Source organism: Streptomyces justiciae, from assembly GCF_015163075.1.
Lineage (GTDB): Bacteria > Actinomycetota > Actinomycetes > Streptomycetales > Streptomycetaceae > Streptomyces > Streptomyces justiciae.
Genome location: NZ_JADDXU010000008.1, coordinates 258336 through 275404, shown reverse-complemented (window position 1 = coordinate 275404; position 17069 = coordinate 258336). Strand labels below are relative to the sequence as shown.

Here is a 17069-nt window from a genome sequence, read left to right as displayed (position 1 = left end):
TCCTGACGAGGGGGATCGATCAGCCTCCCAGCCTAATGCGCGCCGTTCGGTGACCGATCCCCGTGCAGGTCAGCGGCTCGCGGCCGCCCTGACCTCGGCGAGGAGGTCGTACATCGTCTGTCCCGGGCAGTCGGTCTGGAGCCAGTCGCGGTGGCCGCTGACGGTGGTCGCGTCCTTGGTCACGCCGTTGACCGGGTTGGTGTACGTGATCCTGGCCTGCGGGTCGAGGCCCTTGAAGCGGGCGATGACCTTGATCAGGCGGGTCAGCGAGGCCTTCGCCGCGTCCGTCGGTCCCTGCTCGGTGAGGGTGCCGAGCAACGCGATGCCGAGGTTGCCGGAGTTGTAGCCGGCGGTGTGGAAGGCGGTGACGACGTTGCCGTCCGGGTCGAAGGCGGGGACGCCGTCGTCGCCGGAGTAGCGGCCCTCGTAGACGACTCCGGCCTCGTCGATCAGGAAGTGGTAGCCGATGTCGCCCCAGTCGAGGGTGACCGCGTGGTACTCGTAGATCGCCCGGACCGTCGCCGCCGGGTCGGCGTCGCCGTTCGGGGTGTCCGTGTGGTGGACGGTGATCGCCTGCAACGCGTAGTACTTCTCGGGCGAGTTGACCACGCCGTCCTTGTACCGCTTCGACTCGTCCGCGCCCCACGCCGGCCGCGACAGATAACGCACGCCACGCACGCGTGTCGGCTCCGAGGGCACCTTCACGGTGCGCTTCGGGCCGTCGGTGGTGTCGATCGCGAGCGAGCGCACGTCGGTCGTGCCGTCCGCGGCTTTGAGGTCGTACGACGTGACGGGCGCCGTCGCGACCAGGGCCGCCCCGCCGTCTTCGACGGTCGCGCAGCCGCCGCTCAGCGTCTTCCACTCGCCGTCGGGGAGGCGGAGGGAGGCCGCGGGGCCGTTCCAGCGGACGCCGACATAGGAGGCGGCGAAGGCGGTGGTGGCCGTACCGGTGCCGGTGGTGGCGTCGGAACGGGTCGCCGGGAACTTCTCCGGGGTCGTACCGGCGTCGGTCGTGGTGGCGTCGGAGTCGGAGTCGGTCGCCGCGAAGACCACCGGGGTCAGCGCGGCCCCGGCGGCGACGGCGCCGGCCGCGCCGATCACGCCACGGCGGGACAGGGAGCGCTTACGGCGGTGGGAGGGGGTGGGGGGTTGTTCGGACACGGATGTGCCTTGCCTTCCAGGGGGGCCACTTGAAGTGTCAAGTGACCCTAGAGGCCCCTGGTTTCCCTCACGTACTGCGTTCGCGGTAATCGGTGTGGAGATAGCGCGAAGACATGGTCACGCCCCGGCACCGCCGAACCCGGGCCGCTGCTGCTGGATCAGCGCCGCCGCCGGTGCGAGTCCGCGCCCGCCGACGGCCCCTTCGCCGACCGGCATGTCGTCCCGTGTCAGCCCCTCGGGGACGAACACCGCGGCCGTGACACCACCGTGGGGCGAGGGGCGCAGCTCCACCCGCAACCCCTGCCGCTCGCGCAGCCGGTTGACCACGAACAGGCCGATCTGCTTGGCGTCGAGGAGGTCGACCTTCTCGGACTGGAGCTTGCGGTTGGCGTCGGCGAGGGCCTGCTCGTTCATGCCGAAGCCGCTGTCCTCGACCTCGATGAGCACCCCGTCCCGCATCCGGGCCGCGCGCAGCTGCACCTTGGTGCTGGGCGGGGAGAACGCGGCGGCGTTCTCGACGAGTTCGGCGAGGAGGTGGATGACGTCGGCGACCGAGCCGCCGACCACGGACACCTTCGGCACGGCCCAGATCTGCACGCGCGGCGCGTTCTCGATCTCGGCGACGGCGGCCCGCAGCACGTCCGCCAGCGGGATCGGGTCGCGCCAGCCGCGGCCGGGGGCGATGCCGGACAGGATGAGCAGGGACTCGGAGTGGCGGCGCATGCGGGTCGCCAGGTAGTCGACGCGGTAGAGGTCCTGGAGCTCCTGCGGGTCCTGGTGGCGGCGCTGCATGCCGTCCAGCAGGTCCAGTTGGCGGTGGAGGAGGACCTGGCTGCGGCGGGCGAGGCTGACGTAGACGCCGGAGATGCCGCTGAGGAGTTCGGCGCGTTCGGAGGCCGCCTTGAGGGCGGCCCGCTGCACGGCGGTCAACGCGGTGCCGACCTGGGCGAGTTCGTCACCGACGAGGCGCCGCATGGGGGCCTCGGCGTCGATGTCGACGCCCTGTCCGGCGTGCAACTTCCGCATGGCCTGCGGCAGTCGGCGGCCCGCCACCTCCAGGGCGTCGTTGCGCAGGTCGAGCAGCTCGACGATGAGTCCGCGCCCGACGAGCACGGACACCAACAGCGACAGCAGCACACCGACAAGCCCCAGCACCACGGCGACACCGGAGGCGCCGAGGGTGTCCCAGCCGAACGGGTCGGCCTGGGCGGTGGCGCCCGTACCGGCACCGGTCTCGGCGGCCGTCAGGTCCTTCAGCGTCACGGTCACGTCCGCGTCCCAGCGGCCCAGCAGCCCCGACGCCACGGCGGAGGTTCCCGGACCGGCGCTCTGCACCCGGTTCTCCACGGCCTGGAGACCGGCGTACGCGTCGCCGTCCAGGATCTCCTCGTACGCCGCCCGGTGCTCGGCCTTGAGGTCGGCGACCGCCGGCTTGAGCAGCTGGCGCTGCGTGGCGACCGCGCCGACGAACTGCGTGTACTGCTGCCGGCTCAGCGTCCCGGCCGCCCCCGCCGCCCCGAGCAGGGCCTGCTCCCGCGCCAACGCCTCCCGCGCGCGGGAGAGTTCGAGCACCACGCGCGCGTCGGACGCGGCATCGGTGCTCTGGTCCCCGGTGAGCTCGCCCGCGACGGCGAAGGCGTCCTCGACGATCGCGGAGTACCCGGCGTACGCCACGGAGGACTTGGCGCCCTTGGCGGTCGCCTCACCGCGCACCTGCGCGAGCCCGCCGGCCGCCCCCTTCAGCGTCTCGATGCGCCGGGGAAGGCTCGCGTCGAGCAACGCGGCGTCCGAGCTGGAGGCGTTGATGCCGTCCAGCAGGGCGGAGGCGGCCCGGTCGGTGGCCTTACGGACATCGGCGGGCACGGCCCGACGCGCCATGACGGCGGCCCGCTCGGCCTGCAACGCGGTGACGAACTCACTGACAGGGGTGAGCAGTTCGGCGTTGACGTCCTTGGCCCGCTCGGTGTCACCGATGCTGGACGCGGTCGTGACGGCGGCGAATCCCCACAGCGCCATGAGGGACACGATGGGCAGCATGAGCAGGGAGACGATCTTGGCCCGGACGGATCTGGGCCGGAGCCGACCGGTGGCGGTACGGAGAGTGCGCATGAGGGGACCTCAGTTTGGTGGTTCGGGTGCTTATGACGCCCTAAAGGGGCGCGGGGAACTGCGCGACCAGCCAGAACGGACCCGCACACGCCAACTACCGAGAGCGGCACATCCGTTGGCGGCCTTACGCAGTGGCCAGCTCGACCTCACGAAGAATCTCCGCGGCAACAGCCGACTCATGCCGCTTCCCGGTCGGCGACAACGCCACGTACGCAGCGGCGAGGAAAAGAAACGACCCCAGCACCACGGCCAACGGAAAGATGAACTCGGTCGGCGTGGCGCCGGCCAACCCCGCGCTGCTGGGCGCCAGTTGAATACTCACCGCGAACATCGCCGTGTAGTGCATGCTGCTCACCGCGAGCCCCATGACCAGCGCGGCGACAACGGCGAGCACCCCACCCCGCACGACCAGCGTCAGCGTGAGCGCCGCCGTCGCCGCCACGACCGCGATCGCGACCGAGGCGATGACGAGCGCCGGGTCGTAGTCGACCTCGCCATGAAGATTCAGCGCGGCCATGCCGGTGTAGTGCATCGCGGCCACGCCGACTCCCGTGCCGAGACCGCCGAACGCCACCGAGGTGACCCGGGACTTGCCGTAGCCGGCGGTGAAGACGCCGGCCGCGACCACGCCGATGGACATCAGCAGGCTGAGGACGGTGAGCGGGATGTCGTAGCGGATCGGCGTGCCCTCGACGCTGAAGCCGAGCATGGCGACGAAGTGCATGGTCCAGATGCCCGAGCCGATGGCGACGGAGGCGAGCGTCAGCCAGTTGCGTTTCGAGGCGCCGTCCGCTTCGAGCGCCCGGACGGTGCAGCGCAGTCCGAGCGCCGAGCCGACGCACGCCATGACATAGGAAAGGACGGGGGTGACCCAGCCGGCGCTGAAGTGATCCATGTGGCCCATGGGGGATTTCCTCTCGCCATGAAATACCACCGGTAACAGGGGACCGGGGATGGCTGGATCATGCCAGCCGTTCCTCTGTCACAGAGGGGGGCGAAAAGGACCACGGGCCGCATTGGTGAACATTAAAGTACTGTGGCTTAGGTTACACCCGACCTGCATATCTATGCAGTCAACCCCCGTTTGGTGAGGGTGTTGTGGATCTTCCGGGGACTGTCAGGAGAACGTCAGTTTCCGGCCACCACGGTCGCACCGGGCGCGGGCCCCGAAGCCACCCGCACAGATCGGCACGTACCGGACGCGCGCAGCGCCTCGGCCACCTTCGCCGCGGACTCCGGATCGCGCGCGAGGAACGCCGTCGTCGGCCCCGACCCCGACACCAGCGCGGCGAGCGCACCGGCGGTGCGGCCCGCGGCGAGGGTGTCGGCGAGCTCCGGGAAGAGGGAGAGGGCGGCGGTCTGGAGGTCGTTGGAGACGGCGGCGGCGAGCGCGTCGGGGTCGCCCTCGGCGAGCGCGTCGAGCAGCGGCTCGGAGGCGACGGGCTCGGGCACGTCCGCGTGCTCCGTGAGCCGGTCGAACTCGCGGAAGACCGCCGGGGTGGACAGCCCGCGCTCGGCCATCGCGAACACCCAGTGGAAGGTCCCGCCGACGTCGAGCGGGGTCAGCTTCTCCCCCCGCCCGGTCCCGAGCGCCGCCCCGCCGACCAGGCTGAACGGCACGTCGCTGCCCAACTCGGCGCAGATGTCGAGGAGTTCCTCACGGGAGGCGTTCGTGCCCCACAGCGCGTCGCAGGCGAGCAGCGCACCGGCGCCGTCCGCGCTCCCGCCGGCCATGCCGCCGGCGACGGGGATGTCCTTGGCGATGTGGAGGTGCACGGCGGGCTCGATGCCGCGGCGCTCGGCGAGGATCAGCGCGGCCCGCGCCGCGAGGTTCGTGCGGTCGAGGGGGACGAGGGCGGCGTCCGGGCCCTCGCAGGTGACGCTCAGCTCGTCGGCGGGCGTGACCGTCACCTCGTCGTACAGGCCGACGGCGAGGAAGACGTTGGCGAGGTCGTGGAACCCGTCGGGACGCGCGGCCCCGACGGCGAGCTGGACGTTGACCTTGGCGGGGACGCGGACGGTGACGCTCACTGCTGCTCCTGCCCCTGCTTGTTCTCCGGCTCCTGCTCCTGCTTGTTCTCCTGCTCCTGCTCCTGCTTGTTCTCCTGCTTGTTCTCCGCGATCCGCGCGAACTCCTCCACCGTCAGCGACTCCCCGCGCGCCTGGGGCGAGACCCCGGCGGCGACGAGGGCGGCCTCGGCGGCGGCCGCGGACCCGGCCCAGCCGGCCAGCGCGGCCCGCAGGGTCTTGCGGCGCTGCGCGAACGCGGCGTCCACGACGGCGAAGACCTCACGCTTGGAGGCGCTGGTCTTGATCGGCTCGGCCCGCCGCACGAGCGACACGAGCCCGCTGTCGACGTTGGGCGCGGGCCAGAAGACGTTGCGCCCGATGGAGCCGGCCCGCTTGACCTCGGCGTACCAGTTGGCCTTGACGGACGGCACGCCGTAGACCCGGGAGCCGGGCCCGGCGGCGAGCCGGTCGGCGACCTCGGCCTGCACCATCACGAGGGTGCGCTCGATGCTCGGGAAGGTGTCGAGCATGTGCAGCAGGACGGGCACGGCGACGTTGTACGGCAGGTTCGCGACCAGCGCGGTCGGCGGCGGCCCCGGCAGCTCGTCGACGTGCATGGCGTCGGAGTGCACCAGCGCGAACCGCTCGGCCCGCTGCGGCATGCGCGCGGCGATGGTGGCGGGCAGCGCCGAGGCGAGCACGTCGTCGATCTCGACGGCCGTGACGCGGTCGGCGACCTCCAGCAGCGCGAGCGTGAGCGACCCGAGCCCCGGCCCGACCTCCACGACCACGTCGTCCGGCCGTACGTCGGCGGTGCGGACGATCCGGCGGACCGTGTTCGCGTCGATGACGAAGTTCTGTCCGCGCTGCTTGGTCGGCCGCACGCCGAGAACATCCGCGAGCTCACGGATGTCGGCGGGGCCGAGGAGGGCGTCGGGGGTGGGGCTGCTGGTCACGGGACAAGGGTACGGGGGCGGCTCCGCCGGTTCCGCCACCGCTCGGCCGGTGCCGCTCAGCCGTGCAGCCGCCGCCCGCAGTGCGGCCAGGGGCTCGCTCCCCGCCGTACGTACAGCTTCTTCGCCCGGAACGTCTGTTCCGCCGCCGTGGCGTCCTGCGGACGGCCGCTGCCGCCGAGGCTCTGCCAGGTGCGGGTGTCGAACTGGTACAGCCCGCCGTACGTCCCCGAGGGGTCCACCGCGTTCGGCCGGCCCCCGGACTCGCAGGCCGCCAGGCCCTGCCAGTTCAGTCCGTCCGCCCCCTGCACGGACTGCGGCAGCGGCTTGGTCCCCACCTTCACCACCTGCGCCCGCGGCTCGCGCACCACCTCGGTCCTGATCCGCCGCGGCTTCTGCTTGACGCCGTTGACGGTGCGCAGGGAGTACGTGACCTGCCGCACCCCCTCCCGTCCGGCCTGCTCGACGACCTCGGTGCCCTTGAACAGCGAGGCGTCCTCGTGGCGCTCGACGCGGAACGGGATCGTCTCCTCGCGGACCTCCTTCGTGCCGGTGATCCGCAGCACGGTCACCGTCTGCCCGTCGCGCGGGAAGCTGCCCGGCGCGACCGAGGTGGTGTCCTGTCCGCGCAGTGTGATCCCGGCCTCCTCGATGACCTCCCGCACGGTCGCCGCGTTGGTGCGCACGGTCCGGGACCGCCCGTCTGCCATGACGGTGACCGCGCGCTCGGTGCGCACGTCCAGCGCGAGCCCCTCGCGCCCGATGCGCTGGGAGCGCGCGGCCGACAGATACGCGCCCTCGGCGCGCACCCCGAATTGTTTGAGCGCCCCTTCCACCGTGTGCGCCGTCGTCCACACCTCGCGCCGCTGCCCATCGATCGTGAGCCGGAGGGGGCGTCCGTAGTGCACGGCGATCTCGTCGCCGCTGCTCAGCGCCGTCCCGGGGGCGGGTGCGACCACGTCGTGCGCCCCCACGTCGACGCCTTCCTCGGCGAGCAGCTCGGTCACGTCGTCCGCGAAGGTGTGCAGGGTGCGCGGCTTGCCGTCGACGTTCAGCTCGATCGCCTTGTCCTTGGCGACGAACGCGGTGGTGCCGCCCGCGAGGAACGCGACGACCAGCGCCTGCGGCAGCAGCCGGCGCATGGTGCCGTCCGCGCGCTCGGCGCCCCGCATCTTCCGCCGGCGCGCGGCCCGCCGGCTCGCTCCGGCGCGCGAGGCGGGCGCGGGTGCGCCGGGCAGGTCGTAGGCGGGCCGGTACGTGTCCTCGTACGTCACCGGCATCGGCGGCGTCGGCGCCACCTGCACGCCGTACGCCAGCGTCTCCGCGCTGTGCGGGTCGTAGGCCGCGCCGTACGGCTCGTACGTCTGGTACTGGGAGTTGCTCACGCCGACACGCTCCAGGGTCCAGAGAGACCCAGAACCTAGCGGAGCGGTCGTCACTCTCCAAAGCGACGCGAGTACTCAGCGTGGTGTTCAGTAGCCGAACGCGCGTGCCGTGTTGGCGGCGAGGGCCGTGGCCAGGGCGTCCTCGTCGATGCCGCGGACCGCGGCCAGCGCGCGCACCGTGACCGGAATCAGGTAGGGCGCGTTGGGCCGTCCGCGGTACGGCACCGGCGTCAGGAAGGGCGCGTCGGTCTCGACCAGGAGCAGCTCCAGCGGGGCCACCGCGACCGCGTCCCGCAGGTTCTGGGCGTTCTTGAAGGTGACGTTGCCGGCGAAGGACATGAAGTAGCCCTCGCGTGCGCACACCTCGGCCATCTCCGCGTCGCCGGAGTAGCAGTGGAACACCGTCCGCTCGGGCGCGCCCTCCTCCTTCAGCACGCGCAGGACGTCGTCGTGGGCGTCGCGGTCGTGGATGACGAGGGCCTTGCCATGCCGCTTGGCGATCTCGATGTGGGCGCGGAAGGAGCGCTCCTGCGCCTCCTTGCCCTCGGGGCCGGTGCGGAAGTAGTCGAGGCCGGTCTCGCCGACGCCCTTGACCTGGGGGAGTGCGGCCAGGCGGTCGATCTCGGCGAGCGCCTCATCGAGCGCCTGCGCGCCCCCCGGCTGCCGGGCGCCCTGCCGGGACCAGCCGTCGGGGTCGCCGTGGACGATGCGCGGCGCCTCGTTGGGGTGCAGGGCGACGGTCGCGTGGACGCCGTCGAACGCGGCGGCCGTCTCCGCGGCCCACCGCGAGCCCTTGATGTCGCAGCCGACCTGCACCACCGTGGTCACACCCACCGACGCGGCCTTCGCGAGCGCCTCCTCCACCGTCCCGGACTGCATGTCGAGGTGGGTGTGGGAGTCGGCCACGGGCACCCGGAGGGGCTCCGGGAGCGGCGGCGCGGCGTTCTTGTCGGAAGCGTCGGAGGAGTTCGAAGGCATGCCCCGATCCTACGAAAGGGGCATGCCGACCCGGACCGGCGGAGCTCAGCTCGCCTTGCGGTGGTGGAACGGGTGCAGGAGATCGGACAGCTGCCAGTGGTGGCGCTCCTGGGCCTGCGCGGGCACCTCCGGCACCTCCACGGGGCCGGCCTGCGGGGTGCGGTGCTGATGGCGGTGCACCGCGTCGAGCACCGACGAGACCTGGCCCGGCCGCATGATGCGCACGACGTGGCCGTCGCAGTTCTGGCACGTGGGCCGGGACAGCGGCGACGGCACGACCTGCTGGTTCGCGACGTAGATGACGAACTCGTGGCCGTCGGCGTCGGTGTGGTGCTCTATCTCGTACGACTGTTCCCAGCCGTGCCCGCAGCGCATGCAGGCGAAGGAGTACGACTCGTGGACGACGGCGGTGGCGCCACTGCGCAGTGCGGCGGTCTGCCCTGCGATCTCGCTCATGCCAGCTCCTCTGGTCCGCTGGACACCGGGACGGGTGCGTCCCTTCGACCAGTGGACGCTTCCGCCGACGCGAATGCATCAGCCCTGTCGACTGTTGGATCCGATTTGGACTTTCCTTGCCAAAACGGCCCTGCCGACAGGGGCTGGGCTTTGCTTTCGACCGCCGCCCTTTACCCGCCCGTGGGGCGCTCGCTCAAACGACATGCGCCCTGCTCAGAGGGCATACGCCCGCACTGTCACGCACCCGCGTTCTTCGCCGCCACGACCGCGTCGAAGACCTCCCGCTTGGGCAGCCCGGCCTCCACCGCCACCGCCGCGATCGCCTCCTTGCGGCGCTCGCCGGCCTCCTCGCGCACGCGCACCCGGCGCACGAGCTCCTCCGCGCTCACGTCCTGCGCGCCCCTCTCGGGCGCCCCCTCCACGACGACGGTGATCTCCCCGCGCACGCCCTCCGCGGCCCACGCCGCGAGCTCCCCCAGCGGACCGCGCTTGACCTCCTCGTACGTCTTCGTCAGCTCGCGGCAGACGGCCGCCCGCCGCTCCTCGCCGAAGACCGAGGCCATCGCGGCGAGGGTGTCGTCGAGCCGGTGCGGGGCCTCGAAGTAGACGAGGGTGCGCCGCTCCTCGGCGACCTCCCGCAGCCGCGACAGCCGCTCCCCCGCCTTCCTGGGCAGGAACCCCTCGAAGCAGAACCGGTCGACGGGCAGCCCGGACAGCGCGAGCGCGGTCAGCACGGCGGACGGGCCCGGTACGGCGGTGACGCGGACGTCCTTCTCCACGCAGGCCGCGACCAGCCGGTAGCCGGGGTCCGACACCGAGGGCATGCCGGCGTCCGTGACGAGCAGCACGCGCGCGCCGCCGACGAGTTCCTCGACGAGTTCGGGTGTGCGGGCGGCCTCGTTGCCCTCGAAGTACGACACGACACGCCCCTTGGGGGTGACGCCGAGCGCCTGGGTGAGGCGCCGCAGCCGTCGGGTGTCCTCGGCGGCGATCACGTCCGCACCGGCGAGTTCCTCGGCGAGCCGGGGCGGGGCGTCCGCGATGTCGCCGATGGGGGTGCCTGCCAAAACAAGGGTTCCTGTCACGTTTCCATCCTCGCAGGGCCCATCCACGGGACTCCCACAGACGTGTTCCCTACGATGGCGCGGTGACCAGTACAGCGTCGTCCATGGACTCCACGGACACCCGGCAGGACCAGGCGCCGCAGGACCAGCGGCCGTCCTGGCAGCAGCGGCTGCGCCGTTTCGGCTACTCGGCCGGGCCGAGAAGCGATGTCCGGGACCGGCTGGTGCCGCCGTACGCGCGGCCCAACCCGCGCATGTGGGCGGCGCTCGGCCTGCCGAAGACGCTGACCGACCGGCTCGTGCGCTGGTCCGGGTGGGGCGGCCCGCTGCTCGTCACGCTCTTCGCGGGCGTGATCCGGTTCTGGCACCTGGGCAGCCCCAAGGCGGTGATATTCGACGAGACGTACTACGCCAAGGACGCGTGGGCGATCGTCCACCGCGGCTTCGAGGTGTCCTGGGACAAGAACGCCAACGACGTCATCCTCGACGTCGGCAGCAAGGTGAAGATCCCCGCCGACGCGGCCTATGTCGTGCATCCGCCGGTCGGCAAGTACGTCATCGGGCTCGGCGAGCTGATGTTCGGCTTCGACCCGTTCGGCTGGCGGTTCATGACGGCGCTGCTGGGCACGCTGTCGGTCCTGATGCTGTGCCGGATCGGCCGCCGGATCTTCCGCTCGACGTTCCTCGGCTGTCTCGCGGGCGCGCTGATGGCGGTGGACGGGCTGGCGTTCGTGATGGCCCGCACCTCGCTGCTCGACGGCGTGCTGATGTTCTTCGTGCTGGCCGCGTTCGGCTGCCTGGTCGTCGACCGGGACCGGACGCGCGAGAAACTCGCCGCCGCACTGCCGGTCGACCCGGACGGCCGGGCCCGCCCGGACCGGCACGTCGCGGAGACCACCCGGTTCGGATGGCGTCCCTGGCGCTGGCTGGCGGGCCTGATGCTGGGCCTGGCCATCGGCACCAAGTGGAACGGCCTGTACATCATGGCCGCGTTCTGCGTGATGGCCGTGCTGTGGGACGTCGGCTCCCGCAAGGTCGCCGGCGCCCGTCACCCGTACGTCGCCGTCCTCAAGCGCGACCTGGGCCTCACGTTCCTGGCGACGATCCCGGTCGCGATCGCCACGTACCTGCTGTCGTGGCTCGGCTGGATCCTCTCCCCGACCGACGGCACCGGCGGCTACTACCGCAACTGGGCCGTGACGGACGGCAAGGACAGCAACTGGTCCTGGCTGTTCCCGGACTGGTGGCGCAGCCTGTGGCACTACGAGCACCAGGTCTACGAGTTCCATGTGGGCCTCAGCTCCCCGCACACGTACCAGTCCAACCCGTGGAGCTGGATCGTCGACGGCCGCCCGGTGTCGTACTTCTACGAGTCCCCGGCCGCCGGCAAGGACGGCTGCCCGGTCGACGCGACGGAGAAGTGCGCGCGCGAGGTCCTCGCGATCGGCACGCCCCTGCTGTGGTGGGCGGCGGCCTTCGCGGTGCTGTACGTGCTGTGGCGCTGGTTCTTCCGCCGGGACTGGCGCGCGGGCGCCATCGCCTGCGGTATCGCGGCCGGTTATCTGCCCTGGTTCATGTACCAGGAGCGGACGATCTTCTTCTTCTACGCCGTCGTCTTCCTGCCGTTCCTGTGCCTGGCCGTGGCGATGATGATCGGCGCGATCGTCGGACCGCCGGGGGCGAGCGACACCCGGCGGGTGGCGGGGGCGACCGGCGCGGGCGTGCTGGTGCTGCTGATCGCCTGGAACTTCATCTACTTCTGGCCGCTGCACACCGGAACCGCCATCCCGATCGACGACTGGCGTTCACGGATGTGGCTGGACACCTGGGTCTAGTCAACAACTCGGCCACAAAGGGAAACACCCCTCACAGATTTCACTCAGCCCACTTAAAGTGCGGAGGACTGATAACGGGGAGGGGTTCAGTTCCATGAACAAGGGGGTCAAAGCCACCGTCATAGGCAGTGTGTTCGCCGTGATGGTGGGTGGGGCCGGGTACGGCGCGTTCAACATCGTGTCCGCGCTGAACGGCGACGGGGGTTCCGGCGCGGGCGGCTCCGAGGTGAAGTCCGGGCCGCCCAGCGCCGACGAGGTCCGGGAGACCTCGGAGAAGTTCTTCACGGACTGGGAGAAGGGCTCGGCGGCGGCCGCCGCGCAGTTCACCAACAACAACGCGGCCGCGCAGACGCTGCTGACGTCCTACACCGAGGACGCGCACATCACCGGCGTGAAGATCACGCCCGGTACCGCCCAGGGGACCACGGTGCCCTTCACCGTGAAGGCGAAGGTGTCGTACGAGGGCAAGTCCCAGCCGCTGACGTACAAGAGCTCCCTGACCGTCGTGCGCGGGCTCACCACCGGCAAGCCGCTGGTGGACTGGAAGCCGTCGGTGGTCCACCCGGAGCTGCGGTCGGACCAGGACAGCCTCGTCACCGGCTCCTCGGCCACGCCGCCCATCGAGGCCGTGGACCGGGGCGGCAAGGTGCTGACGAAGGACAAGTACCCCTCCCTCGGTCCGATCCTGGACGCCCTGCGCGAGAAGTACGGCGCCCGGGCAGGCGGCACGCCGGGCATCGAGCTGTACGTGCGCCACGACGGCAACGGCGCCCCCGACACCTCGCTCCTCACCCTCTCCAAGGGCGAGGCGGGCAAGTTGAAGACCACCATCAGCGCGACCGCGCAGGCCGCCGCCGAGAAGGCGGTGACCCGGTACGACAACTCCTCGGTGGTCGCGGTCAAGCCGAGCACCGGCGAGGTGCTCGCCGTCGCCAACCACCGTGACGACGGCTTCAACGCCGCCTTCGAGGGCAAGGTCGCCCCGGGCTCCACCTGGAAGATCGTCACCGCGGCCATGTTCATCGACAACGGCGTCACCTCGATGAACGGCCCGGCGCCCTGCCCGCCCGACGCAATGTGGCAGGGGCAGACCTTCCACAACCTCAAGAACATGCAGCCCAACGAGAACGCCACGCTCGCCAACAGCTTCATGCGGTCCTGCAACACGGCCTTCATCAAGCTGATCGACGAGAAGCCGCTGACCGACGAGTCGCTGACGGCCGAGGCGCAGAACAAGTTCGGGCTCGGCCGCGACAACTGGAAGACCGGCATCACCTCTCAGGACGGCAGCGTCCCGGCCGTCAGCGGCCCGGACCGCGCGGCCAACGCCATCGGGCAGGGCCAGGTCACCATGAACCCGCTGAACATGGCGTCCGTGACGGCCACCGCCATCACCGGCGTCTTCCGCCAGCCGTACCTGGTCTCGCCGAAGCTCGACGACCGTGAGCTGGCCACCGCCGAGGGCCTGCGGTCCGGCACCGTCTACCAGTTGAAGCAGATGATGCGGATGACGGCCACGCAGTCGCCGGGCACCGCGACGGGCGTCATGCAGGGACTCGGCGGGGACATCGGCGCGAAGACGGGCTCCGCGGAGGTCGACGGCAACGCCACCTCCAACAGCTGGTTCACCGGCTTCCGCAATGATGTGGCGGCAGCCGCGATGACCGAGCAGGGCGGCCACGGTGTCGACGCGGCCGGACCGATCGTGCGGGCCGTCCTGGTGGCGGGAGACTGAACTCACCCCCACAGGACGGGACTCTAGGCTGGTCGCCGTCGTTGAGGTGAGGAACGAGGGCAACGGGGACCCCGGTGATTTCGCGGAGGAACGAAGGCTGTGGGCAAGAGAAGGCGCGTCGCCGAGCGACGTAGGACGCACCGTCCCGCCGTGATCGGCGGGATGGTCGCCGTCGTCGTCGGCGGCGCCGGCTTCGCCGGGTACGTGCTGTACGGCGGTGGCGCGGTGGCCGAGGACCGTACGTCCTCGACGGCGGCCGACGGCAAGCCGAAGGTGAAGACCGGCCCGCTGTCCGCGACCGAGGTCACCACCGCGACGCGGACGTTCCTGACCTCCTGGCAGCAGGGCAAGGTCGCCGAGGCCGCGGCCGTCACCAGCGACACCGAGGCCGCCACGAAGCTCCTCACCGGTTACGCGAAGGACGCCCACCTCAAGGACGTCACCCTCACCCCCGGCACCCCGACCGGCGCCAAGGTGCCCTTCGCGGTGAAGGCGACGGTGTCGTACAAGGGCACCTCCAAGCCGTTGTCGTACGACAGTTCGCTCACCGTCGTGCGGAACACCACCACCGGCAAGCCCCAGGTCGACTGGCACTCCGCGGTCGTCCACCCGGATCTGAAGGACGGCGACACGCTCGTCACCGGCGAGTCCGGGACCCCGCCCGTCAAGGCCGTCGACCGCGACGGCGGCGAGGTCACCACGGAGAAGTACCCGTCGCTGGGCTCGGTGCTCGACGGGCTGCGCGAGAAGTACGGCAAGAAGGCCGGCGGCAAGGCGGGCGTCGAGCTCCAGGTGGTGCGCGGCAAGGAGTCCAAGAAGGACAAGCTGTCCGACAAGACCCTGCTGGAGCTGAGCAAGGGCACGCCGGGGACGGTGAGGACGACGCTCAGCCCGACCCTCCAGGCGGCGGCCGAGGCACAGGTCGCGAAGCGGGCGCAGTCGTCGGTGGTGGTGCTGCGGCCGTCGACCGGCGAGATCCTCGCCGTGGCGAACGCCAACAAGGGCTTCAACGTGGCCTTCCAGGGCTCTCTGGCCCCCGGTTCGACGATGAAGGTCGTCACGTCCTCGCTGCTCATCGAGAAGGGGCTGGCGTCGGCGGACAAGACGCATCCGTGCCCGAAGTACTTCACGTACGGCGGCTGGAAGTTCCAGAACGACGACAAGTTCTCGATCAAGGGCGGCACCTTCAAGGCGAGCTTCGCCCGCTCCTGCAACACCGCCTTCATCAGCCAGGCGCCGAAGCTGGACAACGACTCGCTGACCAAGCAGGCCCAGCAGGTCTTCGGCTTGTCCATGAACAACTGGGCGGTCGGCGTGCCCACCTTCGACGGCTCGGTGCCGGTGCAGTCGCAGGCCCAGATGGCGGCCTCGCTGATCGGCCAGGGCGGGGTGCGGATGAACCCGCTGAACATGGCGTCGGTGTCGGCGACCGTCGAGTCGGGCGTCTTCAAGCAGCCGTACCTGGTCTCCCCCGACGTGGACGGCCGCACGCTCGCGAAGGCCTCGCGCACGATGTCCTCGGGCACGCTCTCCCAGCTGCGCGAGCTGATGGCGTACACCGCGGCCTACGGCACGGCGGCCGAGGCGATGCAGGGCGTCTACGGCAACGTCGGCGCCAAGACCGGCTCGGCGGAGGTCGACGGCCAGAAGAAGCCCAACGGCTGGTTCACCGCGTACCGCGGCGACCTCGCCGCGGCCGGCGTCGTCCAGGCGGGCGGCCACGGCGGCGACACGGCGGGACCGATCGTGGCGGCGCTGCTGAAGATGGGGAGCTGACTAGCTGCTCACGGGAGTGGCTGTGGCCGTGTAGGTGCGGCGCAGGAACCTGAGCAGGGCCTTGGACTCGAACTGCACCACAGAGACGCCCTGGGTGGAGTGGAACTCCACCACAGCCTGCACCCGTCCGCACGGCCACACCCGGACGTCCCCGGCCTCGACCGGCGCCCGCAGGCCCTGTTCCAGGAGCGCCCGCTCGAAGGTCCACTCGTGCGGCCCCGGCAGGCCGACGCGCACCGCGCGCGGGTCGGCGTCGGGGTCGTAGCGCAGGACGACGGGGACGGCCTCGGGTTCGGCGACCGTGATGTCGGCGTCCGTGACGATATGGGCTCGCGCGTACTGCTCGACTACGGACATCGGCTCGGCCCCTTACGCTGAGTGACCTGTGCGGAAGCTGTGCGACCGCTTCCTTTCCAATGTCGCATATTTTCCGGAGCGCGCTCCCGGACGCCGGACATCGTCAGGCATCTCACACAGCGCGGCCCGGAGTGAGGCACACAGTGACCTCACAACCCGGTCGCTCTTGCAAGTTGTTCGCATTAAGCCGCATCATCTAACGGTGCATGTGCCTGACGGATTCATAGACGCCCCCGTGTCCGCCGCGACCGGAGTGGTCGCCGCGACCGCTGTCGCCGTGAGCCTGCGCGGCGCGCGCCGCGAGCTCGACGAGCGGACCGCGCCGCTGGCGGGACTGGTGGCGGCGTTCATCTTCGCCGTGCAGATGCTCAACTTCCCCGTGGCCGCGGGCACCAGCGGCCACCTCCTGGGCGGCGCCCTCGCGGCGATCCTCGTCGGCCCCTACACCGGCGTGCTGTGCGTCTCCGTCGTGCTGCTCATGCAGGGCATCCTCTTCGCGGACGGCGGGCTGACCGCGCTCGGCGTGAACATCACGGACATGGCGGTGGTGACGACGGTCGTGGCCTACGCCGTCTTCCGCCTCCTGGTGAAAGTGCTGCCCCGGGGGCGGCGGTCGATCACCGTGGCGTCCTTCGCCGCCGCGCTGCTGTCCGTGCCGGCCGCGGCCGTCGCCTTCACCCTCATCTACTGGGTCGGCGGCACCACCGACGTCTCCATCGGCAAGGTCACGACCGCGATGGTCGGCGTGCACGTCCTGATCGGCATCGGCGAGGCCACGATCACCGCGCTGACGGTCGGCGCCGTCGTCGCCGTACGCCCCGACCTCGTGTACGGCGCCCGTGACCTGCGGCAGCGGCTCAAGCTGCGCGTGAACGGCGAACTCGTCGACGCGCCCGACCCGGTGGCCGTCCCCGTCGCCGCCCGCTCGCAGCGCAAGGTGTGGCTGGCCGGCCTCGTCACCTCCCTCGTCCTCGCGGGCGGCGTCAGCTTCTACGCCTCCGCCAGCCCCGACGGCCTGGAGAAGGTCGCCGCCGACCAGGGCATCGACAAGAAGACCGAGAAGCACGCCAACGCCGACTCCCCGCTCGCCGACTACGGCGTCAAGGACGTCGACGACGCCCGGCTCTCCGGCGGTCTCGCGGGCGTGATCGGCGTCGGCGTCACGGTCGTCGCGGGCAGCGCGGTGTTCTGGGCGGTGCGCAGGCGCCGTACGGCCGACGACGTCTCCCCCGTGAGCGCGGGCGTCTGAC

The 17069-nt window shown here is 71.2% G+C and carries 14 protein-coding genes; 4 read left to right on the top strand and 10 right to left on the bottom strand.

Annotated features, from left to right (window positions below):
- Positions 1 to 69 precede the first annotated feature (69 nt).
- The 9 genes from IQ210_RS23580 to rsmI all read right to left on the bottom strand — a co-directional run bounded on the left by IQ210_RS23580 (position 70) and on the right by rsmI (position 10137).
- The gene (locus IQ210_RS23580) at positions 70 to 1161 is read right to left on the bottom strand and encodes a peptidoglycan recognition protein family protein (RefSeq protein WP_322656571.1); all 1092 of its coding nucleotides are present in this window, start codon (positions 1159 to 1161) and stop codon (positions 70 to 72) included.
- A 117-nt stretch (positions 1162 to 1278) separates the two neighbouring features.
- Positions 1279 to 3270 carry a sensor histidine kinase gene (locus IQ210_RS23575; protein WP_194081076.1) on the bottom strand — a complete coding sequence of 664 codons (1992 nt, stop codon included), beginning with the start codon at positions 3268 to 3270 and terminating at the stop codon, positions 1279 to 1281.
- Positions 3271 to 3394: 124 nt separating this feature from the next.
- Positions 3395 to 4174 (bottom strand): MHYT domain-containing protein, encoded by a 780-nt coding sequence (locus IQ210_RS23570; RefSeq protein ID WP_194081075.1) that lies wholly within the window; start codon positions 4172 to 4174, stop codon positions 3395 to 3397.
- A gap of 224 nt (positions 4175 to 4398) precedes the next feature.
- Positions 4399 to 5301, bottom strand: a complete 903-nt coding sequence (locus tag IQ210_RS23565; protein ID WP_194081074.1) for a 4-(cytidine 5'-diphospho)-2-C-methyl-D-erythritol kinase — start codon at positions 5299 to 5301, stop codon at positions 4399 to 4401.
- Positions 5298 to 6236: a 16S rRNA (adenine(1518)-N(6)/adenine(1519)-N(6))-dimethyltransferase RsmA gene (gene rsmA, locus IQ210_RS23560; protein ID WP_194081073.1), complete on the bottom strand. Its 939-nt coding sequence runs from the start codon at positions 6234 to 6236 to the stop codon at positions 5298 to 5300. The genes IQ210_RS23565 and rsmA overlap by 4 nt, the downstream gene beginning before the upstream one ends.
- Positions 6237 to 6292: 56 nt before the next feature.
- Entirely contained in the window at positions 6293 to 7618 is a 1326-nt protein-coding gene (locus IQ210_RS23555; RefSeq protein ID WP_194081072.1) for a ubiquitin-like domain-containing protein, read from the bottom strand.
- A gap of 87 nt (positions 7619 to 7705) precedes the next feature.
- Positions 7706 to 8596, bottom strand: a complete 891-nt coding sequence (locus IQ210_RS23550; protein WP_194081071.1) for a TatD family hydrolase — start codon at positions 8594 to 8596, stop codon at positions 7706 to 7708.
- A 45-nt stretch (positions 8597 to 8641) separates the two neighbouring features.
- Entirely contained in the window at positions 8642 to 9052 is a 411-nt protein-coding gene (locus IQ210_RS23545) for a hypothetical protein (protein ID WP_194081070.1), read from the bottom strand.
- A 236-nt stretch (positions 9053 to 9288) separates the two neighbouring features.
- On the bottom strand, positions 9289 to 10137 hold the full coding sequence (gene rsmI / locus IQ210_RS23540; protein WP_194081069.1) for a 16S rRNA (cytidine(1402)-2'-O)-methyltransferase: 849 nt from the start codon (positions 10135 to 10137) through the stop codon (positions 9289 to 9291).
- Positions 10138 to 10199: 62 nt separating this feature from the next.
- Here rsmI and IQ210_RS23535 point away from each other — a divergent pair, with 62 nt between their 5' ends.
- The 3 genes from IQ210_RS23535 (at position 10200) to IQ210_RS23525 (ending at position 15462) form a co-directional block, all read left to right on the top strand.
- Positions 10200 to 11951: a dolichyl-phosphate-mannose--protein mannosyltransferase gene (locus tag IQ210_RS23535; protein WP_194081068.1), complete on the top strand. Its 1752-nt coding sequence runs from the start codon at positions 10200 to 10202 to the stop codon at positions 11949 to 11951.
- 94 nt (positions 11952 to 12045) lie between these two features.
- Positions 12046 to 13686, top strand: coding sequence for a penicillin-binding transpeptidase domain-containing protein (locus tag IQ210_RS23530; protein WP_194081067.1), 1641 nt, complete (start codon positions 12046 to 12048; stop codon positions 13684 to 13686).
- 99 nt (positions 13687 to 13785) lie between these two features.
- Complete coding sequence (locus tag IQ210_RS23525; protein ID WP_194081066.1) at positions 13786 to 15462, top strand: penicillin-binding transpeptidase domain-containing protein; 1677 nt, start codon at positions 13786 to 13788, stop codon at positions 15460 to 15462.
- Here the strand turns inward: IQ210_RS23525 and IQ210_RS23520 are convergent, their stop codons facing one another.
- Entirely contained in the window at positions 15463 to 15819 is a 357-nt protein-coding gene (locus IQ210_RS23520) for an SsgA family sporulation/cell division regulator (RefSeq protein ID WP_194081065.1), read from the bottom strand.
- Between the two features lie 202 nt (positions 15820 to 16021).
- On the opposite strand from IQ210_RS23520, the gene IQ210_RS23515 reads away from it, so the two are divergent.
- Positions 16022 to 17068: an energy-coupling factor ABC transporter permease gene (locus tag IQ210_RS23515; RefSeq protein WP_194081064.1), complete on the top strand. Its 1047-nt coding sequence runs from the start codon at positions 16022 to 16024 to the stop codon at positions 17066 to 17068.
- The last annotated feature ends 1 nt before the right edge of the window (position 17069 follow it).